29 protein-coding genes are annotated in these 22,001 nt (G+C 44.0%); 5 read left to right on the forward strand and 24 right to left on the reverse strand.

What is annotated here, in order from left to right:
- Positions 1-26: 26 nt before the first annotated feature.
- The 11 genes from recJ to ffh form a co-directional block, all read right to left on the reverse strand.
- Positions 27-1,751 carry a single-stranded-DNA-specific exonuclease RecJ gene (gene recJ / locus ABXS85_RS08560; protein ID WP_353669605.1) on the reverse strand — a complete coding sequence of 575 codons (1,725 nt, stop codon included), beginning with the start codon at positions 1,749-1,751 and terminating at the stop codon, positions 27-29.
- Between the two features lie 74 nt (positions 1,752-1,825).
- Positions 1,826-2,920, reverse strand: coding sequence for a GGDEF domain-containing protein (locus ABXS85_RS08565; protein ID WP_353669606.1), 1,095 nt, complete (start codon positions 2,918-2,920; stop codon positions 1,826-1,828).
- 152 nt (positions 2,921-3,072) lie between these two features.
- Positions 3,073-3,765, reverse strand: coding sequence for a 16S rRNA (uracil(1498)-N(3))-methyltransferase (locus ABXS85_RS08570; RefSeq protein WP_353669607.1), 693 nt, complete (start codon positions 3,763-3,765; stop codon positions 3,073-3,075).
- A gap of 115 nt (positions 3,766-3,880) precedes the next feature.
- Positions 3,881-5,266 carry a threonine synthase gene (gene thrC / locus ABXS85_RS08575; RefSeq protein ID WP_353669608.1) on the reverse strand — a complete coding sequence of 462 codons (1,386 nt, stop codon included), beginning with the start codon at positions 5,264-5,266 and terminating at the stop codon, positions 3,881-3,883.
- 11 nt (positions 5,267-5,277) lie between these two features.
- Positions 5,278-6,579, reverse strand: coding sequence for a homoserine dehydrogenase (locus ABXS85_RS08580; RefSeq protein WP_353669609.1), 1,302 nt, complete (start codon positions 6,577-6,579; stop codon positions 5,278-5,280).
- A gap of 136 nt (positions 6,580-6,715) precedes the next feature.
- Entirely contained in the window at positions 6,716-7,432 is a 717-nt protein-coding gene (locus ABXS85_RS08585) for a thioredoxin fold domain-containing protein (protein ID WP_353669610.1), read from the reverse strand.
- A 101-nt stretch (positions 7,433-7,533) separates the two neighbouring features.
- Positions 7,534-7,896 carry a 50S ribosomal protein L19 gene (gene rplS / locus ABXS85_RS08590; RefSeq protein WP_353669611.1) on the reverse strand — a complete coding sequence of 121 codons (363 nt, stop codon included), beginning with the start codon at positions 7,894-7,896 and terminating at the stop codon, positions 7,534-7,536.
- A 67-nt stretch (positions 7,897-7,963) separates the two neighbouring features.
- Positions 7,964-8,716, reverse strand: a complete 753-nt coding sequence (gene trmD / locus ABXS85_RS08595) for a tRNA (guanosine(37)-N1)-methyltransferase TrmD (protein WP_353669612.1) — start codon at positions 8,714-8,716, stop codon at positions 7,964-7,966.
- Between the two features lie 22 nt (positions 8,717-8,738).
- Positions 8,739-9,284: a ribosome maturation factor RimM gene (rimM, locus tag ABXS85_RS08600; RefSeq protein WP_353669613.1), complete on the reverse strand. Its 546-nt coding sequence runs from the start codon at positions 9,282-9,284 to the stop codon at positions 8,739-8,741.
- A 15-nt stretch (positions 9,285-9,299) separates the two neighbouring features.
- Positions 9,300-9,548: a 30S ribosomal protein S16 gene (gene rpsP, locus ABXS85_RS08605; protein ID WP_353669614.1), complete on the reverse strand. Its 249-nt coding sequence runs from the start codon at positions 9,546-9,548 to the stop codon at positions 9,300-9,302.
- A 176-nt stretch (positions 9,549-9,724) separates the two neighbouring features.
- Entirely contained in the window at positions 9,725-11,101 is a 1,377-nt protein-coding gene (gene ffh, locus ABXS85_RS08610) for a signal recognition particle protein (RefSeq protein ID WP_353669615.1), read from the reverse strand.
- Between the two features lie 130 nt (positions 11,102-11,231).
- Between ffh and ccsA the strand changes: the two genes are divergently transcribed.
- From ccsA to ABXS85_RS08625, 3 genes are all read left to right on the forward strand, one after another.
- A complete protein-coding gene (ccsA, locus tag ABXS85_RS08615) occupies positions 11,232-12,002 on the forward strand; it encodes a cytochrome c biogenesis protein CcsA (protein WP_353669616.1) in 771 nt (256 codons plus the stop codon).
- Between the two features lie 81 nt (positions 12,003-12,083).
- The gene (locus ABXS85_RS08620; protein WP_353669617.1) at positions 12,084-13,340 is read left to right on the forward strand and encodes an HlyC/CorC family transporter; all 1,257 of its coding nucleotides are present in this window, start codon (positions 12,084-12,086) and stop codon (positions 13,338-13,340) included.
- 10 nt (positions 13,341-13,350) lie between these two features.
- Positions 13,351-13,899: an NUDIX hydrolase gene (locus tag ABXS85_RS08625; RefSeq protein WP_353669618.1), complete on the forward strand. Its 549-nt coding sequence runs from the start codon at positions 13,351-13,353 to the stop codon at positions 13,897-13,899.
- 3 nt (positions 13,900-13,902) lie between these two features.
- Here the strand turns inward: ABXS85_RS08625 and ABXS85_RS08630 are convergent, their stop codons facing one another.
- The 5 genes from ABXS85_RS08630 to ABXS85_RS08650 all read right to left on the reverse strand — a co-directional run bounded on the left by ABXS85_RS08630 (position 13,903) and on the right by ABXS85_RS08650 (position 16,701).
- Positions 13,903-14,211: an NGG1p interacting factor NIF3 gene (locus ABXS85_RS08630; protein ID WP_353669619.1), complete on the reverse strand. Its 309-nt coding sequence runs from the start codon at positions 14,209-14,211 to the stop codon at positions 13,903-13,905.
- Positions 14,212-14,246: 35 nt separating this feature from the next.
- Positions 14,247-15,110 (reverse strand): DUF72 domain-containing protein, encoded by an 864-nt coding sequence (locus ABXS85_RS08635; protein WP_353669620.1) that lies wholly within the window; start codon positions 15,108-15,110, stop codon positions 14,247-14,249.
- Positions 15,107-15,616 (reverse strand): transcription elongation factor GreB, encoded by a 510-nt coding sequence (greB, locus tag ABXS85_RS08640; protein ID WP_353669621.1) that lies wholly within the window; start codon positions 15,614-15,616, stop codon positions 15,107-15,109. The genes ABXS85_RS08635 and greB overlap by 4 nt, the downstream gene beginning before the upstream one ends.
- A gap of 267 nt (positions 15,617-15,883) precedes the next feature.
- Positions 15,884-16,228, reverse strand: a complete 345-nt coding sequence (locus ABXS85_RS08645) for a hypothetical protein (RefSeq protein ID WP_353669622.1) — start codon at positions 16,226-16,228, stop codon at positions 15,884-15,886.
- Positions 16,225-16,701, reverse strand: a complete 477-nt coding sequence (locus tag ABXS85_RS08650) for a hypothetical protein (protein ID WP_353669623.1) — start codon at positions 16,699-16,701, stop codon at positions 16,225-16,227. The genes ABXS85_RS08645 and ABXS85_RS08650 overlap by 4 nt, the downstream gene beginning before the upstream one ends.
- A gap of 77 nt (positions 16,702-16,778) precedes the next feature.
- Between ABXS85_RS08650 and ABXS85_RS08655 the strand changes: the two genes are divergently transcribed.
- Complete coding sequence (locus ABXS85_RS08655) at positions 16,779-16,883, forward strand: SymE family type I addiction module toxin (protein WP_353669768.1); 105 nt, start codon at positions 16,779-16,781, stop codon at positions 16,881-16,883.
- A gap of 44 nt (positions 16,884-16,927) precedes the next feature.
- Here the strand turns inward: ABXS85_RS08655 and ABXS85_RS08660 are convergent, their stop codons facing one another.
- The 4 genes from ABXS85_RS08660 to ABXS85_RS08675 form a co-directional block, all read right to left on the reverse strand.
- Entirely contained in the window at positions 16,928-17,296 is a 369-nt protein-coding gene (locus ABXS85_RS08660; protein WP_353669624.1) for a hypothetical protein, read from the reverse strand.
- A 5-nt stretch (positions 17,297-17,301) separates the two neighbouring features.
- Positions 17,302-17,739 carry a hypothetical protein gene (locus ABXS85_RS08665; RefSeq protein ID WP_353669625.1) on the reverse strand — a complete coding sequence of 146 codons (438 nt, stop codon included), beginning with the start codon at positions 17,737-17,739 and terminating at the stop codon, positions 17,302-17,304.
- Positions 17,740-17,891: 152 nt separating this feature from the next.
- Entirely contained in the window at positions 17,892-18,347 is a 456-nt protein-coding gene (locus ABXS85_RS08670; protein WP_353669626.1) for a hypothetical protein, read from the reverse strand.
- Positions 18,348-18,608: 261 nt separating this feature from the next.
- Positions 18,609-18,971, reverse strand: coding sequence for a hypothetical protein (locus ABXS85_RS08675; protein ID WP_353669627.1), 363 nt, complete (start codon positions 18,969-18,971; stop codon positions 18,609-18,611).
- A 77-nt stretch (positions 18,972-19,048) separates the two neighbouring features.
- Here ABXS85_RS08675 and ABXS85_RS08680 point away from each other — a divergent pair, with 77 nt between their 5' ends.
- Positions 19,049-19,294, forward strand: coding sequence for a SymE family type I addiction module toxin (locus ABXS85_RS08680; protein WP_353669628.1), 246 nt, complete (start codon positions 19,049-19,051; stop codon positions 19,292-19,294).
- Positions 19,295-19,333: 39 nt separating this feature from the next.
- Here ABXS85_RS08680 and ABXS85_RS08685 read toward each other — a convergent pair whose 3' ends face one another.
- The 4 genes from ABXS85_RS08685 to ABXS85_RS08700 form a co-directional block, all read right to left on the reverse strand.
- Positions 19,334-19,675, reverse strand: a complete 342-nt coding sequence (locus tag ABXS85_RS08685; protein ID WP_353669629.1) for a DUF1493 family protein — start codon at positions 19,673-19,675, stop codon at positions 19,334-19,336.
- 6 nt (positions 19,676-19,681) lie between these two features.
- On the reverse strand, positions 19,682-20,260 hold the full coding sequence (locus ABXS85_RS08690) for a hypothetical protein (protein WP_353669630.1): 579 nt from the start codon (positions 20,258-20,260) through the stop codon (positions 19,682-19,684).
- 338 nt (positions 20,261-20,598) lie between these two features.
- On the reverse strand, positions 20,599-21,150 hold the full coding sequence (locus ABXS85_RS08695) for a hypothetical protein (RefSeq protein WP_353669631.1): 552 nt from the start codon (positions 21,148-21,150) through the stop codon (positions 20,599-20,601).
- Entirely contained in the window at positions 21,150-21,680 is a 531-nt protein-coding gene (locus ABXS85_RS08700; protein WP_353669632.1) for a hypothetical protein, read from the reverse strand. Before ABXS85_RS08700 ends, ABXS85_RS08695 begins: the two co-directional genes overlap by 1 nt.
- Positions 21,681-22,001 lie beyond the last annotated feature (321 nt).

Genomic DNA, 22,001 nt, shown 5'->3' on the forward strand with positions numbered 1-22,001 from the left:
GGGCACTCAATGCTGAGATTAATAACTTACGCAGGCTCTAAATAATCCACCAACAACTGCAAATTACGTTGGCCACGAAACTCATTAATGTCCAGCTTATAGACCAATCGTAGGCGCTTTGCCGATTCGTTTGGCCAGTTATCCAAATCAACAAAAAAGCTAATGGCGTCAAGCAACAAGCCACTTTCCGGTTCTCTAAGCAAGAGCTTAAGATGCTTTTCTCCCACTAGCCGCTGTTGCAGCACGTCAAACACACCATCAAAACTGGGTTCTGGAAAAGCTTGGCCCCAAGGTCCTGATACACGTACTAATTCGGCAAAGCTGAGACTAAAGTCTTCTGCAGCCAACGGCCCATCTGTCTCTATACAAGCTTCTAATGCCTGTGGTGTCACCCATTCGGTTATAATGGCATCAAAGGCCAATCGAAATGCCTCATAATGGGATTCCTTAATCGACATGCCTGCCGCCATAGCATGACCACCAAACTTGCTCAATAAGTGTGGATAACGCTTGGCCAATAAATCCAAGGCATCGCGAATGTGCACACCGGGAATGGAGCGGGCAGAACCTTTTAGCTCACCTTCACCCACTCGCGCAAAAGCAATCACAGGTCGATGACATTTTTCCTTCATTCGAGAAGCCAGAATTCCTATCACGCCTTGGTGCCATTCTGCATCGTAAAAACACATACCGTTAGGCATTTCATTGGTATCTTCCAACAGAGATTCCAACAACAACTCAGCCTGTTCCTTCATGTCGGATTCAATAGCTTTGCGCTCTCGATTAAATTGATCCAATTGCTGAGCATAGTATTGCGCTTGGTGAGCTTGTGTTGCCAACAGACACTCAATACCAATCGACATATCATCCAAACGCCCTGCCGCATTTAATCTAGGCCCTACCACAAAGCCCAAATCCGATGCTTTTAACTCTTGGTAATCACGTCGTCCTACTGACAACAAAGCCATGATGCCAGGACGAGCCAATCCTGCCTGAATTCGCTTAATGCCTTGCTGTACCAAAATGCGATTATTATTATCCAAAGGCACCACATCAGCGACTGTCCCCAGCGCTACTAAATCAAGGTAATCCGCCATCTTGGGCTCTGGAATGTGCTGACGCTCAAACCAATTACGACCTTTGAGTTCAGCACGAAGCGCACTCATCACGTAGAAAATCACCCCAACACCGGCTAGATTTTTACTAGAAAAACCGCAACTTGGGTGATTAGGATTGACTATAGCATCCGCCTGCGGCAATTCATCTCCCGGCAAGTGATGATCTGTCACCACCACTTTCATGCCATGGGATTTCGCTGCTGCCACCCCCTCTAAGCTGGCAATGCCATTATCCACGGTGACCAATACGGAAGGTCGACTGTGCTGAGCAACTGCAACGATTTCAGGCGTTAAACCATAACCAAATTCAAATCGATTCGGCACTAGATATTCAGGGTCAATAGCGCCCATTGCTTGCAAGGCCAATATTCCCAAACTGGTACTGGTTGCACCATCGGCATCAAAGTCACCTACAATGAGGATTTTTTCTCCAGCTTCAATTGCATCAGCCAAAATAGCAGCGGCTTTGGTGAGGTCAAATAAGGCATCGGGTCTTAATAAATGCGGCAAACGGTAATCTATTTGCGCCTGATTGAACACATCTCGCGCCATAAAGATACGCTGAAGACTGGCAGGAAAATGAGTTGGAAACTGACAAGGTGCTGAAGGCACAGATCGGCGTTCAATTCGCATAAATCACTCAACAAGAATCACAATGCCGCAAGCATATCATGAAACCTCATGATACTGAGCAAATCAACAATAGACTAGCCATGTCGAGTTTGATTACGACCAGCACGTTTCGCACTGTATAAACGGCTATCTGCCAAACTAATGGCTTCGCGCAGGGATATTTTATTATCCATACCGGCCACTCCAAAGCTTAAAGTGACATGAAAGCGTTGATCTTGATAGCAAAACTCATGCTGCGCAACAGCTTCTCGTAGCGCTTCGGCTATGTTGAAGGCTTGTTGTTTAGTGACATCAAACACGGCAAACAAAAATTCCTCACCTCCCCAACGGGAAGCCAAGGCTGAATCAGGCAATTCCGCTTTTACAATTTCAGCAATGGCTTTTAATGAGTAATCTCCAGCATCATGACCATATTCATCGTTAACACGCTTAAAAAAATCCACATCGGCCAAGAGCAAATAGGCTTTAGGACACTTTTCTAACTCTTGGTACATACCACGGCGGTTAAACAAGTTGGTCAGCATGTCAGTATTCGCCATGAGTTTAAGCTTGGCTGACGTGACCTTTAACTCATGATTAAAATGTGACATGGAAAATTCGTATATACCAGATAGGAAAACAACTACCGCAAAAGCGAACAAAATACGTGACCGAAATGATGGCGGATAATCGTATGAAGAAAAAGGACCGTCAGTATAAAACATCAGCACCAGCAAACCAGTAAAAATAGCTAACTCGATCAGACCTTTCTTTAGCCCGTGAAGAAACAGGGCTACGGCAGGAACGCAAAATAACCAAACATGCCCGGTTCCATTCACTCCACCCGAATAAATAAGATACAAAATTAAGGCATATAATGGATAAATCACAAAATGACCCGATATTTTATGATTATGAGTATGACGCAGATATACGTGATTTATCATGTATAAGAAGGCTGTTGCGATCAGTACAGCACCTAGCAATAATTTTTGCTGAAGAAGAGCGACGATACCAAGCGGGAGAGTGAAAAGTATACCGACACTGGCAAACAAGTTGATAATGAGTACACGGCGCACATCGTCGTCAGGTTTGCCTTTGACATCACCTGCATAGAAATAGATTATCCTAGATAATTGAGCTCGCATATTAGACGAGCTGGGCGGCTTTTCACGATACTCTTTTGCCATGTACTGATCCAAACTTGTGTTACCTCAATTCTTTTGAGGCGATATCAGTTAGATTTTAACGCAAATGTGTGTAAGCCTCTGTTAAGAAATGCACGTTTTTACAAACAATAACATGGCTAAGCTTAAAACTTGGGATTCAGGACACAATCGGCCTAGGCTGGATACAAACGAGACAGCAATACAGGCACAGCCGTCTCAACTTTCAGAATTCGTTGTCCAAGGTGTACGGCAGACATACCGGCTTCCAGCCACTTGGAGACTTCAAATTCATTCCAGCCACCTTCTGGCCCCAAAGCCAATACACAGGGCTCCTGTAAATCCACTGGACAAGCACTGGCTTGATAAGGGTGAGCTAACAAGCCCATTTTCCCTACTAATATATCAGGCAGTTGATCTTCGACAAAAGGACGGAATCTTGGCACCATAGTATAGTTTGGCATAATGGTATCTTTTGCCTGTTCTAACCCTTCCAACAAAATCTGATGAATGGACTCAGACTGTAACACAGGACTTTGCCAATAACTCTTTTCCACCTTAGCAGAATGAATCAAATACAATTCTTTAACGCCCATAGCAGTAATATTATGCAAAGTCCGTTTTAGCATATTGGGTCTAGGCAATGCCATCACCAGAACCATAGGCAAGGCTTTAGGAGGTGCCTGAGTGAGCTGTAAAGAATGAATGTGTGCGGGCAAATCCGAACTGGCAGCTTGATATACGCCTTCCCCAAGCTGTTCACCTAATAACCCCACCCGTAATACATCTCCCGACTTCGCCTGAATCACGTGATGTATATGCGATTGTTGACGCTCCGACAAGGCGTAGCGCCCTTCAGACAAACTCAAGTTAGGTTCCAATAAAATCAGATTCATATGCTTAAGTTTACACGAGAGGATGGTTTGCAAAATCACGGCCATATATTATGGCCGTGATAACAAGTTGATGGATTAATGACTTTGTTTAGATTCTTTCAGCAACAAAAGACTGCACTTTCGCTAATTCATTATCCAACACAGAATAAGACTCTTTACGCTCAAACAAGTCTTTCATGTGTTCAGGTAAATTAGGTGATTCACAAGCGGCTTTTTCGACTGCTTCAGGGAATTTCACAGGATGTGCTGTCGCCAAGGTAATCATAGGCACGGACGTGTCTTTCCAGCATTGTCTTGCTGCTTCCAAACCAATTGCGGTATGAGGATCTAACAAATATTGAGTCTTAGCATGAACATCGGCAATGACTTCACACGTACGTTTGTCGTCCACTTTATAACTGTCAAAATTCTCTTTTACATAAGACCAAGCTTGATCATTTAACATCACATCACCTTGATTGAAACGCGCCATCAAGTCATCAATTGCAGCGCCATCTCGGCCATGCGCATCAAACAACAGACGCTCAAAGTTACTCGATACCATAATATCCATACTTGGTGACAAGGTCACATTCAAAGCTTGGCGACTCATGTCATTTTCAGCAATTACGCGGTGCAAAATATCATTCTGATTGGTTGCCACCACCAGCTGATCCACTGGCAAGCCCATTTTCTTAGCCAAGTAACCAGCGAAGATGTCACCAAAGTTACCCGTTGGCACAGAGAAAGAGACTTTACGATGTGGCGCACCAACCGCCAAAGCGGAGGAAAAGTAGTAAACGATCTGCGCCATAATACGCGCCCAGTTAATCGAGTTGACCGCACCAAGCTTAGCACCATTTAAGAAAGACTGGTCTGCAAAGCTGGATTTCACCATGCCTTGGCAATCATCAAAGTTGCCTTTTACTGCAATATTAAACACATTATCATCGATTACTGTCGTCATTTGACGGCGCTGCACTTCAGAAACGCGTTGATAAGGGTGCAAAATAAAAATACTTAAATGATCCGAATGACGACAACCTTCAATGGCCGCAGAGCCAGTATCGCCAGAGGTTGCGCCCATGATAACCAGTTTCTCATTGCGCTGTGCCAATACATAATCCATTAAACGGCCTAACAGCTGCAATGCAAAATCTTTAAAGGCTAAGGTTGGGCCGCGGAACAGTTCCAATACCCATTCGTTATTACCTACTTGCACCATTGGCGCAATGGATTCGTGGTTAAAACTTGAGTAAGCATCCTCAATCATGGCTTTAAAAGCGTCTTGCGGGATATCCCCCTCAACAAATGGCCACATCACTTTAAAAGCCAAATCTTGGTAGCGTAAACTGGCCCAAGAAGCGATTTCTTCCTTACTAAAATGAGGCAAGGTTTCTGGTACGTACAAGCCGCCATCGTTTGCCAAACCAGCCAATAACACATCACCAAACGACAGAGCTGGTGCTTTACCACGAGTTGAAATGTATTTCATAGTATTCTCTCTTAAGCCAAGTTTTCGACACGGATACGTTGCACAGAGCCCGCAACGTCTGGCAATGCTTCAATGGCTGCAATCGCAGCATTCATATTGCGTTCTTTTACTTCATGCGTCATAACTACTAAAGGCACAAGATCACTGCCCTCACGCTCTCGCTGAATCAAAGATTCAATACTGATGCCATTATGAGACAGAATCTGGGTAATGTTGGCCAATACGCCAGCACGATCTTGAATCGTCATGTTCAGGAAAAAACCACATTCAATTTCTTCCACTGGCAAAATATCCGTATCAGACAAAGAGTCCGCCTGAAAAGCCAAATGTGGTACACGATTAGTCGGATCGGCTGTCAAAGTACGAGCCACATCAATTACATCAGCCACAACAGAAGAACCAGTCGGCAAAGCACCTGCTCCCGCACCATAAGTTAAGGTTGGGCCAACGGCATCACCTTGCACCATGATGGCATTCATAACGCCATTCACATTGGCCAAAAGTTGTTTACGTGAAATCAAGGTTGGATGTACGCGCAGTTCAATACCTTGTTTAGTACTACGAGCAATGCCAAGATGCTTCACGGCATAGCCAAGCTCATCAGCAAAGGCAACGTCTTCCGAGGTAATGCGACTGATGCCTTCCGTATAGGTCTTTTCAAACTGTAAAGGAATACCAAACGCAATGGACGCCAAAATAGTCAATTTATGTGCGGCATCAATACCTTCAACATCAAAAGTAGGGTCAGCTTCGGCGTAACCTAATGCTTGAGCTTCGGTCAACACATCATCAAAAGTGCGTTTTTTCTCACTCATTTCAGTCAAGATAAAATTACCTGTGCCATTGATGATGCCCGCTAACCAGTCAATGCGGTTAGCCGAAAGGCCCTCTCGTACCGCTTTGATAATTGGAATTCCACCAGCAACGGCAGCTTCGAAGGCAACAATAACGCCTTTCTCCTGCGCCTTGGCAAAAATTTCATTACCATGCTCTGCAATCAAGGCTTTGTTGGCTGTCACAACATGTTTGCCATTTTCAAGTGCCGTCATCACCAGCTCTCTGGCCACGCTAGTGCCACCAATCAGCTCAAGAACAATATCAATCTCTGGGTTATTCGCCACGTCGAAAATGTCACGGGTCACATCAATGCCTGTTGTGTCACATGCCTCATTGTCACGACGAGCTCCCACCTGCTCAATAACAATACTGCGACCAACCCGTCGTGTGATTTCTTCTGCATTTTTGCGCAGAATATTAAAACTACCGGATCCTACTGTTCCCAGCCCACAAATTCCGACTTTTACCGGTTTCAAAACATTACCCCACAGAGATGATTTCATTATTTGTTGTTGGTTTATAAAGCGCCATATTATAACGCCAGAAGCAAACAAACCCAACGCAGAAAGAACTGAACTAGGCCCATGTTCAGTGGATTATTTTGCAATAAGACTATAACCCAAGCCGAGCAGCCAATTCTTTTGGCGGTAAATAACCCGGTAGGAAAGTACCATTGCCTAAGACAATACTGGGTGTACCACGAACCCCCAGTTCATTACCCAATTGATATTGACTGGCGACCGGGTTCGCGCATTTATTTTCTGGCACATCCTGACCTAGTTTGGCCTTTGTCATCCAAGCTTTTGGATCGTCTGAACACCAGATACTGACCATCTTACGATAAGCCGTCGAACCAACCCCAGCTCTTGGATAGGCCAAATAACGCACACTAATTCCCATCTCGTTTAAAGCGGCTACATCGTTATGCAACATTCTGCAGTAACCACAATCCACGTCGGTAAACACAGTGATGTGTGCCTTTTCATTCGCCGCCTGAAAAATCACCATATCTTTTTCAGGCAAAGATTCAACTTGTGCCATCTTAGCCTGTTGGGTTTCGTTCACCAGACCTTGTTCACTGATCTTGTATAAATCACCGGCGATCAGATATTGACCGTTTTTCGTAGCATGTAAGGTAGGGCCGTTCTGCAAATGCACCACATACAAACCTGCTTCTTCATGCCATTCCAATGAATCGATACTGTATTGTGGCAAAGCCGATTGCAGTGTTTGTCGTAGTTGAGTTTGATCTGCGTAACTGGAAGATAAAGGGAGCAAGAAAGCGGCAGCGAAGAACACTCGTGCCCATTGCGCAAGGGTATGTTTCATGAAAACCTCAAAGACATGTGAATGGTCTCTATTAGGCCATATGATGGGGGGTTAGTTCCACAAAAAAAGGCGACTCTCGTCGCCTTTTTAAGGAAGAAGTATTAGCGCTTAGCCAACTTCTCTTTAATACGTGCAGATTTACCAGAACGCTCGCGCAAGTAGTAGATCTTAGCTTGACGAACATCACCGCGGCGTTTCACTTCAATACTCTCAACCAATGGGCTGTAAGTTTGGAAAGCACGCTCAACACCAACACCACTAGAAATTTTACGAACAGTGAATGCTGAGTTCAAGCCACGATTACGCTTAGAGATTACAACACCTTCATAGGCCTGTAGACGCTCACGTGAACCTTCTTTAACTTTAACCTGAACAACAACAGTGTCACCAGGCGCAAACGCTGGAACTTCTTTTGTCATTTGTTCAGCTTCTAACTGCTGAATCAGTTTAGTTTTATTACTCATGGATGTGACTCCTAATAATATGGTTTCTTATCAAATCGAAGGCTCTTCTCTGATAAGCTCGCAATTCCTACTCTGCCGAGGTTGAATCTTCAGTTTCGCGAATAAACTCTGCTAACAACTTTTGCTGTTCCTTGTCCAACTCAAGGTTCTGCAAAAGGTCTGGCCGGCGTTGCCAAGTTCTTCCGAGCTTCTGCTTTAAGCGCCAGCGTCTTATCTCCTCATGGTTGCCACTAAGCAGTACCGGTGGCACAGGCTCACCATTAAGCACTTCTGGGCGAGTATAATGCGGACAATCCAGCAAACCATCAGCAAACGAATCTTCCTCTGCTGAAGCCTGCTTTCCAAGTACACCTGGAACCATCCGAAAAACAGCATCCATAAGCACCATTGCCGGCAACTCACCACCACTTAGGACAAAGTCGCCGATGGACCACTCCTCATCAATCTCAGACTGAATGAGACGCTCATCAACACCTTCATAACGACCTGCTACCAGAATAAATTCTGCTTGTTTAGCAAGCTGTTGCACGCCTTCTTGCGTTAGCGTACGCCCTTGAGGGGATAAATAAATAACTTTTGCGTTGGGTACAGTTTGTTTTGCACTCACAATCGCATCTTTGAGAGGTTGAACTTTCATCAACATCCCAGGACCACCACCATAAGGTCGATCATCCACAGTCTTATGACGGTCATGAGTAAAGTCACGGGGATTCACAAAATCCACCTCAACCAACCCAGACTTAATGGCTCTGCCCGTTACGCCGTATTGGGTAATGGCTTGAAACATTTCCGGAAAGAGCGATATAACGCTTACCTTCACGTAATTGACCTCAGCTTATCGATTAAAATTCCGGATCCCAATTTACCAGCATTTCTTGCTGTTCCAAATCAACATTTAGAACATATGTCTCTGGTACATAAGGAATCAGGCGTTCTTCACGATCAAAACTTCCTTCACACGCACGGACAACGATCACATCATTCGCACCGGTTTCCATAAGTTGAGAAACCTTCCCCAAGAGGACACCCTCTTCGGTAATTACCCTAAGACCTTCTAACTGACTCCAGTAAAAATCACCGTCGTCCAATTCAGGAAGATCTTTTGCATCGATATATATGTCTAAACCACAAATCTCTTTTACTTGATCTCTGTCGCTGTAGCCTTTTATCGAGGCAACCAAACCACGCCCTTGCAGACGACCTTGGCCTAACTCTACGGTTTTCCACCCACTTGGAGTGTTCAACCACCAATGCTTATAATCAAAGATTCCTTGCATCGGTTCAGTGTGTGAATACAACTTCACCCACCCTTTAACACCATAAACAGATGTAATGCGTCCAACCACAAGGGCTTGCTCAGGAGCGGCCACTTGCTTTACCTTAGACATAGCACTACCTCTGAATTAAGCGTTTTTGCTGGCTTCTTTAACAAGCTTAGCAGCACGGTCAGATAGCTGAGCGCCTTGGCTAACCCAGTGATTTACACGATCTAGATCGATGCGTAAACGTTCTTCTTGACCACGAGCAATAGGATTAAAGAAACCCAAACGCTCGATATAACGACCATCACGAGCACGACGGCTATCAGCCACGTTCAAGTGATAGAATGGGCGCTTCTTAGAGCCACCACGAGAAAGACGAATAGTTACCATATGATTGGTTCCTTATTGCTTAACGAAACACCTCTTGCCGAGTCCTTTTTGACTCATACTACAAGAAGGCGGCATATTCTAGTCTATAAAGCAGAAAAACAAAAGGGCGAATCAATCGCCCTGTTAATAAAAATCGTACTTTTTTTGCTAAAGTCAGAAAAAACAAGCCAATAGGCTTACAACTTAGGAAATCCACCACCTGGAAGACCACCAGGCATCATCCCCCCAAGACCTCGCATCATTTTTTTCATGCCGCCTTTACTACTGAATTTCTTCATCATCTTCTGCATTTGTTTATGCTGCTTAAGCAAACGATTCAGATCCTGAATTTGCAAACCCGCACCAGCCGAGATACGTTTTTTACGCGATCCATTAATCACATCAGGATTACGACGTTCTGCTGGCGTCATGGAATTGATCAAGGCCTCCATACGCACAAACATCTTATCATCAACTTGATCTTGAATATTGCCCAATTGCCCCATGCCCGGTAACTTGTCCAACATAGAGCTCATGCCACCCATGTTTTTCATCTGCTGCAATTGTTCTTTGAAATCTTCCAAATCAAAGCCTTTGCCTTTTTTCAGCTTTCCGGCCAGCTTCTCGGCTTTATCCTTATCAATTTTTTGTTCCGCTTCCTCAATCAAAGAAAGCATATCGCCCATTCCTAGTATGCGCGACGCGAGACGATCTGGATGGAAAGGCTCCAAGGCATCGGTTTTTTCACCTACACCTAAGAACTTAATTGGCTTACCCGTAATATGACGCACAGAAAGCGCGGCACCACCACGTGCATCACCATCCGTTTTGGTCAACACCACCCCTGTCAACGGCAGCACATCACCAAATGCCTTGGCCGTATTGGCGGCATCTTGACCTGTCATAGAATCGACAACAAACAAGGTTTCAATAGGATTAACTGCGGCATGTAAGGCTTTGATTTCGCCCATCATGTCTTCATCAATCGCCAAGCGACCTGCGGTATCGACGATCACCACATCTTTGTGCGCTTTACGGGCATAATCAATGGCATTGTTTGCAATGTCGATTGGCTTTTGTGAGAGATCACTGGCGATAAAGTCAACGCCAATTTCATTCGCTAAGGTTTCAAGCTGTTTGATCGCGGCTGGGCGATATACGTCCGCACTGACCACAGAAACGGACTTTTTCTCACGTTCTTTAAGGTATTTTGCCAGTTTGGCAGTCGACGTGGTTTTACCTGCCCCTTGTAGACCCGCCATCAAGATAACCGCAGGACGTGCAGCACGCAGGTTCAGGCCATCATTCGCCTGCCCCATAACGGTTTCTAATTCTTGTTTAACAATTTTAAGAAAGACTTGCCCGGGGCTCAGACTTTTGGTGACTTCCGTACCAACGGCTCTTTCTTTTACCGCCCCAATAAAGTCTTTAACAACCGGTAAAGCGACGTCCGCTTCCAATAGCGCCATGCGCACTTCGCGCAACACATCTTTAATATTGTCTTCGGTTAATTTGGCTTTTCCTCGAATGCGATCTAAGGAGGAAGTTAAGCGTTCCGATAAATTGTCGAACATATTGCCCTCAAATTTGGCTCAAGAATGGAAAAAAACCGACCGTTTCAGTTTATCCAAGGTGAAATTGGTTTTATTATAACGGATAAATGAGTATCACCCTATACCTTTACTAAGCGGACAGCACAGTTTCATGACTCAAATATCCCTATGGTTAGCGTGCATTGCCTGTTTAATTGCGGGTGCAGTGTATTATTTCCGTCCACATCATCGCTTTACGCAAATGATTGGCGCCTTGACCATTGCTTCTCATACCTTTGCATTAATGCAATTACTGCTCAATCAAGATGGTTTTAACTTCCTTACCATAGGTCTACTCATCGCATTGATCGGTAACTCCCTGCTGTGGTTTAGTAATCGCGATAAAGATTTATCCTTACTGATTGGCACCGCCTTTCCTTTAAGCGCTACTATTATTGCACTCAACGCGATTCAGCCTTGGGACTTACAACAATTACACAGCCACTCTTGGGGCACCAGTGCGCACATTTTAATTGCTTCAGTCGCTTACAGCTTATTTGCCACCGCTTGTGGGGTTGGCATCCTACTTTCCATGCAGGAGTATCAACTCAAACACCATAAGCTCAAACAACTGCTTCGTGTGCCGCCTTTGCAAGTACTAGAACAATTGATGTTTGAATTCATTTGGGCTGCCTTCATTTTACTCACCATCACCATTTTCACTGGCTTCTACTTTATAGAAGATATGTTTGCCCAGCATTTGGTGCACAAAACTTTCTTTACCATTGCGTCTTGGTTTGTTTTCGCAGGCTTGTTACTCGGTCGCCATATTGCAGGTTGGCGCGGTCAATTGGCAGTAAAACTGACACTCAGCGGATTTTTCTTATTGATGCTGGGCTACTTTGGTAGTCGCATTGCATTGCAAATCATACTGCAACCCTAAACAAAACTATTAAAGTATGTTTGACAGTGCGTTCTTAAGAACTAATAATTCCACTATCTTAATTATTGAGGCGATCCCTTTTTGAACGAAATACCCTTAAGTTTGCTCGGCGGCATCTTGGTTTTTTTGATTTTATTTTCCGCTTTTTTTTCAAGCTCAGAAACCAGCATGCTGTCGTTAAACAAATACCGACTCAAGCATCTCGTAAAGAACAAACACAAATCGGCTATCAAAGTCAGCTCTCTACTTGAACGTCCAGATCGCCTTATTGGCGTTATTTTAATTGGCAACAACTTTGTCAACATACTCGCTTCCGCTATTGCCACTATTATTGCTGTAAGGCTGTGGGGCGATGCCGGTGTTGCCATCGCCACCGGCGCACTGACATTGGTTATTCTGATTTTTGCGGAAGTCACCCCAAAAACCTTTGCCGCCACCCACCCAGAAAAATTAGCCTTTCCTTTTTCTTGGGTTCTTGCTGTCATTTTAAAATTACTCTATCCACTGGTAGTGCTAGTCAACACCTTGTCAAACGGTTTACTGCGCATCTTAGGAGTACGATCCCATCACAGCAATCAAGACACATTGGATACAGAAGAGCTGCGCACTGTAGTAAACGAGGCCAGCGGGCTGATTCCTGCGGCCCACCAGGACATGCTACTGTCCATCTTAGACTTAGAAAAAGTCTCCGTGGAAGACATCATGATTCCTCGCAATGAAGTGGTTGGCATCGATATAGAAGACTCCATCGAAGAGATCATTGAGCAAATTTGTCAAACTCGTCACACTCGCATGCCAGTTTACAATGGCGAAATAAACAAGGTCATTGGCATACTACACGCCCGTCACGCTGCCATGTTCTTGCGTGACCCATCGCCCTCAAAAGCAGCCTTATTAAAAGCCACTGTAGAACCTTACTTCATCCCCGAAAGCACGTCCTTAAATACGGTTTTGCTTAATTTCCAGAAAGACCACCAGCAAATGGGGGTAGTGGTTGATGAATATGGTGACGTACAAGGCATCGCGGCTCTAGAAGACGTCTTAGAAGAAATCGTGGGCGAATTCACTCCACCAACCCAAGACGAAGAAGAAGAGATCAAACCCTTGGATGACGGCTCATTCCGTATTGAAGGCTCAACTCACATACGGGAGATCAACAAAGCCTTAGAATGGCATTTACCTACTGACGGACCAAAAACACTCAACGGTTTGATCATAGAGACACTTGAATTTATCCCTGAGCATCCGATCAGCTTATGGGTCGAAAACTACTTAATCGAAATCCAAGAAATTGAAGATAAAGTGGTGAAATACGCCAAACTTCAATTAAAGCGGTAAGGATGTATAGATGAGATACTGCCCCAAATGCGGCCACCAAGTTGATATGATGATTCCAGCAGGTGACAACCGTCCTCGAGCAGTATGTCCAAGTTGCCATCATATTGATTATGACAATCCGCGTCTCATAACGGGCACCATTCCCTTGTACCAAGGCAAAATACTGCTTTGTCGACGCAGCATAGAGCCGCGCCTTGGTTACTGGACCTTACCTGCGGGCTTCATGGAAAACCAAGAAACAACAAGCGAAGGAGCCTTACGAGAGACATTAGAAGAATCTGGCTCTATCGCTCACTGTAAACAAGCCTTCAGCATGATCAGCATTCCCAAGATCAATCAAATACACTTGTTCTATATTGCCGAGTTAGAAAGAGACGACTTTCATCCAACAGAAGAGAGTTCGGAAGTGGCCTTGTTCGCTTTAGATGAGATCCCTTGGGATGATATGGCCTTTAGCAGTGTCACCAAAACCCTCGAATTCTTTATAGAGGATCACAAAACGGGCCAATACGGTTTCCACGAAGACATCATTCGCATTAATTCCGTGCCAGAATACTAAATACTAAATACTAACCGGAATCAAATGATAGGCCACTTCCTCATAAGGGTGTGCTGACAGTAATGCGTTTACCACAGCGTCTTTATACTCTTCCAATAACACCATTTCCACTCGATATTCTGCAACTTGCTCAACTTGCCCTATTTCACCAAGAAAAGGGTTAGCGCCTTCATTAGGACGGAATTGCCCTTGCCCAAGCACTTGCCAGCAACAGGCCTCATACTCCCCCATACGGCCCGCGCCAGCGGCAAAAACCGCGCTTTTCACTGCCTCAAGATGACTGGCAGGCACATAAAATACCAGGGAATACATTGCTACTTCCTTCGTTTCAAATAAAACATTAATGACTAAATCAAACTCATTTGCTCTAACGTATCAGGCAAAATCAGCTGTTTCTCAGTCAAAGCACCATTGGCCACCAACTTATCGTCCAACCAAGACGCCAAAGTTGGCGCCGCGATATTGTCAGAGGAATGCACAAACACAGTGGGACTTAAGCCCTGCTCTAACCATTGTTTTATCTTTGCCGCCCATTGATCCAGCCAAACATGATTACGCGGTAAATCAGGGTGCCCAATATAGCGAACCACAGGGTTGCTTGCCGTTGCGACCGGATGACAGGGCACTCGTGGTTTCTTTTGTTGAGCTTCTACCAGACTGTCATTATAGGCGGGCGTTGAAAAAACCGGACGCGAATCCATTACCACTCGATCCACATTATGATCAGACAAGAGACTCAACAACGCCCCTTCCCATTGGCCTTTATCAAAAAACGCCAAATGGCGTACTTCAACACTTAAAGCGGTACTGAGCTGCCACTCCTCCAGCAACCCCTGAATATAAGGCAGTCGCTCTGCCGACAATCGCCCCGGCAATTGCAACATGCTTGCTCCCAACTTAGGCATAAGCGGCGCTAAAGTATCTTGAAAAGACAACCAATCATCGCGTATCGCTTGCCATGGCCGTTGCTCTGAAGCATGGGAAATCTGTTGCGGCACCTTAAAACAAAAGCGAAAGTCTTCTCCCACTTGATCAAACCAACGCAATAATTGCTGATCCGCCACAGGCGCATAAAAAGTGCTGCCCACTTCGACCGAGGAAAAGACCTTGGCGTATTCAGCCAGCCGCTCACCGCTAGGCACGGCAGACGAATACAACCAATCCACCCAAGCAGAATGCTGCCACTGAGCCATGCCATATAAAATCGTCATAGGATAATAGGGCGATATTCCACACGTTCAATACAATAGCGCTTTTCCCCTTGCGCACGACGAATCATCACCTCATCACCCTCTTCTTTTTTCAACAAAGCTTTTGCCACTGGCGAATCCATACTGATGTAATCCGCATGATGATCCAATTCATCCGGACCAACAATACGAAAACATTCTTGTTGCCCAGTGTCATCTTCTAACGTCACCCAGGCACCAAAAAACACCTTGCTTTGATCATCAGGAATACGATCTACCACCTTACAATGATCCAGACGCTTTTCTAAATATCGCACACGCCGATCAATCTCCCTCAGCTGTTTTTTGCCATAGATGTATTCTGCGTTTTCCGAACGATCCCCTTGCGCGGCCGCTTCTCGAACCGATTCCGTCACCGCGGGGCGCTTCTCTTTCCACAAATACTTTAATTCTTTTAACAAAATCTGCGCGCCTTCGTGGGTAATGTAATTGGATTTCGGCGCCGCTGGCGGTCGATAACGACTCATAAAGCTATCTCTTCGGACGGTTATCAAAAATACTGCTGCTCAACACTGCGTGGCAGCCTGTTAGCAACAAGCATTTTAATGCCAAAGAAAAGCTATTGAAAAATATTCTGATGAAAAAAACATAGGCATATGACAATAAAGATCAAACGAACCCGCAATAAAAGGCACGAACATGAGTCAAAACAACCAAAGTTGTTTTTCGCGCAACGCCTTACGATACAATGTTATTGAGTCACCTCCTACCTTTGGTAGGTTAAATTACTAAACTTATGACCTAATAACCAATACTGCACCGAGTACATTTTCAGCTTTGCCATCTAAATAAACTATTCCCGTTTTTCCCTCACCCTTGAAAATGTAGTTTTGAATCAATTGATCTTCACTAAGTGTTGCGAGGGTGTTCTGAAACTCAATCATGCCTACAGACTCTATGCCAGAATCTCTGACGCTCTTTGATCGTATCTTTAGCTCTGCTAACAAATCACCAGCCGTGTAATTACCGGGTTGATCGCTAACTAATTGAGTCTCATTCGACTCAATAAACGCTATAATCGCATTTGCCCACGACGAACCCGTTAATAGGCTGAGCTGTAAAAGAATTGATTCTCTCATTTTAATACCTCCACGCCGGAACGAACTCCTCGCATAAGCACTTCCTGCTCACCATAAATATCAGGAGACCATTCCCAACCCCACTGGGAACCTTTAGGTGGTGCTCCCTGCGGTACCCGAAGAACCACACCACCATCGCCATGCTTTGCCGCATGCTGGGCAGCGATGTTTGGATCGCGAGTCCAGGAAGTGAACGGACTGTTGCCAGCATGACCGCCGGCATTATGCATTTCTGGAGTAACCATACCATTAACGTTGCCTGGTGTTACATCACCTTTCTTAGCTGCGCTCAATGCTGGATGATTAGCTGAAACTCCTCTATATAAATAATTTGTTTCCTTTGTAACCCTAACCGCTTGCGCACCCAGTCTCGTCGCTGTGGCCGCTTGCCCAATAACAGGCACTGCCGACGCTAATCTTGCGGCAGCGGCAGGTAAGTTCCCTCTAACAACCGAAATTCCTGCATTAGCCACATCAGCAAAAAATTAGAGAGGCTTATCACTCCTACCAACTGCACCAGAACTGCCACCAACGCACACTCATTGGTGAAATTCATCTGGTAGGCCATTTGTTAATCAAAGCGGGATTTGAGATTGATTCACCTGTGAAAGTCAGTGTGATGGAGGGATGTTTGGTGTTAACTAGCGAATTGTAAAAACTAAAAAGGCACTCAATAATTTTAACGAGTGCCTATCCTATTTATTTAAATGTCTTTGTAAACTCTGGCAGATCAAATTTCTTTTTCAGTTCTAGAAATTGAACTTCGCTATATGGACCAGATGCACCATTAGCGAATTTATCATCATTGTCTTTTTCAATATAATAGTAAGCTACCGCATCAGTATCAGGCTCTTTTTGCTTAGCTACTATGTAATGATCGTTACTACCCACAGCAATAATTTTGGCCTTAATTCGAGTAATAGACCCACCATCACCAAGATCATAGTTTAGGGTTCTATTGTCTGTAACATCAATCCATAAAACCTGATATGGCTTATCTTCCCATAAGGCTCCACTATCACACCCAACCAGCAACAAAGCCGTAAATATTAAATACGTTATTTTCATTTTCACTACCTAACTGGTGACGTCCATTCTATCGTCATATGTACATCACTTGCTTTAGGGCCAATTGACCAACCAAACCACTGATCTGTATATCTCCCTGAAAAAAATGAGCTAGCTCCCATAGTGTTTGTAGCTCGGAAGAGAATTTGTTGATCAACGACTCTGGCTTGCCTACCTCCCCAACTGCCAACTACATGTTCAGCAAAATTAGCTGTTCCGAAGAAACGCGGAGTATTAAATCTATAAGCATAATCATCGACACTATCGCTAGTGGTCAAGCTACCTCCAAATTTGTCATAGACGAATTTTTCAAAAGCCTGCGCACCTTTTCCTTGGCTGAATAACTGAGACATCCGACTATCAGGGCCAAAGTAAAGACTTTGACCATCACCATTTTGCAAAACCGTTCCCCCAAAATATTTCAAGAGGTCGACAGGCGACATATTAACGCGGGCCTGCGTCAAAGCTACAGCAACAGATCGAGCAGGTCAGGCAGCTACCAAGAGCGAAGCAGCAGTTTGTGATAGAGATGTTAGATACAATAATCCAGCAAGCCGCACATTAAAAAGCCCGCGAATGCGGACTTTTTAACATATCAATGAGGTTTGAATACTTCAGGATCAAATATTGAAATGGCTTCAACACTTAAACTCGCAACTTCATCTGGCAAAGGATCATCTTCATTTAGCTCTATAGCAACACCTTCAAGCTCTTTGGATAGTATTGCTTCATCACAGTCATCGTAATAAAAGCCATGGCCTGACTTAAGAATATCACTTGCAGAACTTCCTATGCCAATCAAGTCATTTAGCTTTCCTGAGTAACCTTCAATAGCTGAAATTTTATAAATTAATCCTGTACGCGTATCAACATTAATCTCAATTGGAGAACCAACAAATGAATACCTAGTTGAGTAAATATCCACTTGCTCATATCTCAATTTTTTGAGGATGTTATATCTCTCAAGTAGCTCCGAATAATCAGCAATTTTTTTTCTTAACGAAAACCCACCCAAGCTATTTGCTGGAAGAATCTCAGCAGCTGCATCCATAATTTACACTCCATTTACAGGAAACCGAACTGTTCCATCACTACCGGAGGATACTTTCCAGTAGGGTTGGCCATCAACATGTCTTCGACTTCCTGGGTGATACTGAATATACCTGTCAGTATAATCTGTACCTTTTTTGTTTAGCTCTCTTAAGGTAAAACCCTTATCTGTACTTCGAGTTTTCTTCATTGTTCCGACAACCCAGCTATCGGATTTATTTATCCTCGACATTAATTGGGCAGGGTTGAGTCCTTTTAATAATTACGGGTTAGCCATCACATCGACAACACTTTGCAAGATGCTACCAACAGGTCTTAGAGCCTTACTTCCACTCTTCTTTGCAACCCTAACCGCTTGCGCACCCAGTCTGGTCGCTGTGGCCGCTTGCCCAATAACAGGCACTGCCGACGCTAATCTTGCAGCAGCGGCAGGTAAGTTCCCTCTAACAACCGAAATTCCTGCATTAGCCACATCGGCAAAAATGCCTATCCCAGGCACCATTCCAGCAAAGTCTAACACAGTTTGAACGGAATCCCAGAAGCTGTAGGCTGGCTCTGGTGTCTGTTCTGTTTCTTCTCTTTGTATCGGAGACACCACCTCGGGCGCATCTTCATTAACCGTCACGGTGACGTTTTAATGTCAAAGAAAGGCTATTGAAAAATGTTCTGATGAAAAAAGAATCTTTAATAAAAGGCACGAACATGAGTCAAAACAACCAAAGTTGTTTTTCGCGCAATGCCATCCGTTACAAACTCAATAAGACTAGACTGACCAGGGTACATTCCACTGCTTACCCACCGTTAAAAAACGGTAACGGCGCTGGCGCTTGGCGTAAAATTTCTTGGATTAATTTACGGGGATTTTGGTTGGAGCGAGCTGGCTCTACCATTGGCACAACCTACACCATTACAGCCTACAACAAGCAATTGATTTTTACGGCTGAGTAAGACGATGATACTGTGCCAGCTAACGCTGGCACAGTATTTTTAACTAGCAGTCCACTTTTTTGCTTTTGCTGATTCAATCAAAACCTTTACTGGCAACGGCGCAGTGTCTTTAGAGATTTCCTGCTTCCAACCTAGAGCATTTAATAAAAACAAAACAGGCCAAACAAAAACTCCTAAAGAAAATCCCTCTGACCCAAAATATGTTTCATTAATGGGTGTAAGATCAACGTCAAACTTTTCCGAAAACTCTGTCAGTAATTCACTTCCATCATCACCATCAACACCAAGTTCCTCATTTATCAATGTATCTGGTGTAATTTGTGAAGGCTTGGTGCCAGTTTTATCAGCAACAAAGTTAATAACCTCTTCCTGTATATCCATCAAATATTATTCTCCCGGTCTCACACAAGTAGCAACACATTGATCCAATGCCCTAACATCAGGGAACAACGATGCTGTGCCGACTATAGGTACAACACGACCTGCAAAAGTACCAACTTTAACTGTTCTTGCAGATATACCTTGCTTCAAAGTTGGCGCGGGCACTCGTCGTGGAAAACGAAGATTACCAAATATTTTACGAAAGAACTTTGATGCTGGTGAAGTTCCCGGTGTTGTTCCACCAGGCTTCCCATCGGCTGGTAAAACATTAAGGCCGGACGCAGCAACCCCAGCTTTAGCTGCTGTATTAACATCCAAAACTTCTGCTGCACAATCTATCGTACATTGAGCAAACTTTGCAGGGTCGTTTATCAATGCGCCAATATCCTTGATTAAATGTGGCTCCGTTTGCCCCTTTTGTGCATTAGCCACATCGGCAAAAATGCCTATCCCAGACACCATTCCAGCAAAGTCTAACACAGTTTGAACGGAATCCCAGAAGCTGTAGGCTGGCTCTGGTGTCTGTTCTGTTTCTTCTCTTTGTATCGGAGACACCACCTCGGGCGCATCCTCATTGACGGTCACGGTGACGTTTTAATGCCAAAGAAAAGCTATTGAAAAATATTCTGATGAAAAAAACATAGGCATATGACAATAAAGGTCAAACGAACCCGCGATAAAAGGCACGAACATGAGTCAAAACAACCAAAGTTGTTTTTCACGCAATGCCATCCGCCACAAATTCAAAATGCTCAATTAAACATTTCCCTTAAATCACGCGATTCCAAAAACTCACGCAATCCCAAAAACACACGTCGTACACTATCTCACCTAACAGACTGTTACTTTATGGCATTTAATTACCATCTATCCACACATGAGTACACGGTTTTTGAAAAGCGGTGGCTAGCAGATCTATATTACTAATAAGTTCCACAAGACATAAGATAACAAGTACTTGTTGGTAGTATACGAATACCATCAAAATCATACTGCTTATCACCTGAGCTAACCTTCAACCCATTCAAAGTAACAGGAAGCTCTTCAGTAACTTTTATCAAGAAAGTTTTCTTGACCTGCTGCTCGATGATCGAATGCGCCTTTATTGTCTGTGTTGAACTTTCTGAGGAAAGAAAGATAGGCGAAAGTAGTCGAAGCGGCTGATCGATTGTCATTGCCCGACCATTTATCAATAACGGAAGCGAGTTAGTAGATTCAACAGTCACTTCTAAAGCAAGCTCCCTATGTACATTTTTGAACTGAAACGGTACACCAGTTTGCTCTTTATCGACTAGGCTATATAGTGTTTTCAGTGTTACAGAGACATCATCACATGCAACACTCAGCACGCCACTCTTGTCATTCTTATAGACACAGTTATCAGCCTGTATACTCTCACCTTTCTCAATAACAAGGTGACTCGTACAACCCGACAATAATACTAGAACAATAATAGGTATGAATGACTTTATCATCAGCAGTTCCACGGTGTGAGAATAACATCGCTCACTTTCTCAAAAACAATGTCTTTTACAAGATAGGTTACGCCATCACTTGTTATGGTTAACCCACTCAGGGTAAATAAATCCTGATACTTACCAGCCACCCTTATAGTGACACTGCTTAAGTAAATATCATTTGAGTCGTTTGGGGAAAACAAAGAAGATTTCGAGTACTTGGTTAGCAAAATTTTGGCTTTTTTACCGTCATGACTTACCAGCAAATCATCACTTATGGTGGCATGGGATGTTTTAGAACGTGTAAAAACAAGTAATGTTTCATCTATTTGATCAGAGCGTAAGGTCACCTCTACTACCGTATCTTTCAGATAAAATAATAACATTTCCTCCGGCCCAGCCTTATAGTGACACAAAGATGGCACAACCTTAGCACCCGACTGGTTAGAAAACGGCTTATTGAAGCTTTTCTGCGTGGCACAGCCGACTAATGAAAAGGCGAGTAACCATACAAAGGGCTTTAAACATCTCAATTTTTCATAGCTCACTATGATATACCTTTCTAAACCTTAGTAGATTAACGACGTATATAGCTTTCAATTAACTACCCCATTGAACCCAGCTGATCCATGAGCCTCACTCTTGTTATATGAATTCCAGATTGAGCCGTTTGAAAAACGATTATGTTTTACTTGTAAAACAGCAAAACACAAAAGCCAGTGACTATAACGCCTTGAATCAAGAACCAAGACAGACAAGTTAAAGGTTACCGCCTTCATCAAATCCCCATGCTTTTACAATATAGGTATCTGAATCCACAACATAATAAATTAAACACTGACCCGCAATAACAAGATTGAAAGGTGAGT

The sequence above is a fragment of the Marinomonas sp. THO17 genome (genome assembly GCF_040436405.1).
GTDB lineage: Bacteria > Pseudomonadota > Gammaproteobacteria > Pseudomonadales > Marinomonadaceae > Marinomonas.

What these genes read in the sequence shown, in the direction of transcription:
- recJ (WP_353669605.1), bottom strand. Translation starts at nt 1,751, where the DNA reads ATGCGAATTGAACGCCGATCTGTGCCTTCAGCACCTTGTCAGTTTCCA.
- ABXS85_RS08565 (WP_353669606.1), bottom strand. Translation starts at nt 2,920, where the DNA reads ATGGCAAAAGAGTATCGTGAAAAGCCGCCCAGCTCGTCTAATATGCGA.
- thrC (WP_353669608.1), bottom strand. Translation starts at nt 5,266, where the DNA reads ATGAAATACATTTCAACTCGTGGTAAAGCACCAGCTCTGTCGTTTGGT.
- ABXS85_RS08585 (WP_353669610.1), bottom strand. Translation starts at nt 7,432, where the DNA reads ATGAAACATACCCTTGCGCAATGGGCACGAGTGTTCTTCGCTGCCGCT.
- rplS (WP_353669611.1), bottom strand. Translation starts at nt 7,896, where the DNA reads ATGAGTAATAAAACTAAACTGATTCAGCAGTTAGAAGCTGAACAAATG.
- rimM (WP_353669613.1), bottom strand. Translation starts at nt 9,284, where the DNA reads ATGTCTAAGGTAAAGCAAGTGGCCGCTCCTGAGCAAGCCCTTGTGGTT.
- rpsP (WP_353669614.1), bottom strand. Translation starts at nt 9,548, where the DNA reads ATGGTAACTATTCGTCTTTCTCGTGGTGGCTCTAAGAAGCGCCCATTC.
- ffh (WP_353669615.1), bottom strand. Translation starts at nt 11,101, where the DNA reads ATGTTCGACAATTTATCGGAACGCTTAACTTCCTCCTTAGATCGCATT.
- ccsA (WP_353669616.1), top strand. Translation starts at nt 11,232, where the DNA reads ATGACTCAAATATCCCTATGGTTAGCGTGCATTGCCTGTTTAATTGCG.
- ABXS85_RS08625 (WP_353669618.1), top strand. Translation starts at nt 13,351, where the DNA reads ATGAGATACTGCCCCAAATGCGGCCACCAAGTTGATATGATGATTCCA.
- ABXS85_RS08630 (WP_353669619.1), bottom strand. Translation starts at nt 14,211, where the DNA reads ATGTATTCCCTGGTATTTTATGTGCCTGCCAGTCATCTTGAGGCAGTG.
- ABXS85_RS08635 (WP_353669620.1), bottom strand. Translation starts at nt 15,110, where the DNA reads ATGACGATTTTATATGGCATGGCTCAGTGGCAGCATTCTGCTTGGGTG.
- greB (WP_353669621.1), bottom strand. Translation starts at nt 15,616, where the DNA reads ATGAGTCGTTATCGACCGCCAGCGGCGCCGAAATCCAATTACATTACC.
- ABXS85_RS08645 (WP_353669622.1), bottom strand. Translation starts at nt 16,228, where the DNA reads ATGAGAGAATCAATTCTTTTACAGCTCAGCCTATTAACGGGTTCGTCG.
- ABXS85_RS08660 (WP_353669624.1), bottom strand. Translation starts at nt 17,296, where the DNA reads ATGAAAATAACGTATTTAATATTTACGGCTTTGTTGCTGGTTGGGTGT.
- ABXS85_RS08665 (WP_353669625.1), bottom strand. Translation starts at nt 17,739, where the DNA reads ATGTCGCCTGTCGACCTCTTGAAATATTTTGGGGGAACGGTTTTGCAA.
- ABXS85_RS08670 (WP_353669626.1), bottom strand. Translation starts at nt 18,347, where the DNA reads ATGGATGCAGCTGCTGAGATTCTTCCAGCAAATAGCTTGGGTGGGTTT.
- ABXS85_RS08680 (WP_353669628.1), top strand. Translation starts at nt 19,049, where the DNA reads ATGAGTCAAAACAACCAAAGTTGTTTTTCGCGCAATGCCATCCGTTAC.
- ABXS85_RS08685 (WP_353669629.1), bottom strand. Translation starts at nt 19,675, where the DNA reads ATGGATATACAGGAAGAGGTTATTAACTTTGTTGCTGATAAAACTGGC.
- ABXS85_RS08695 (WP_353669631.1), bottom strand. Translation starts at nt 21,150, where the DNA reads ATGATAAAGTCATTCATACCTATTATTGTTCTAGTATTATTGTCGGGT.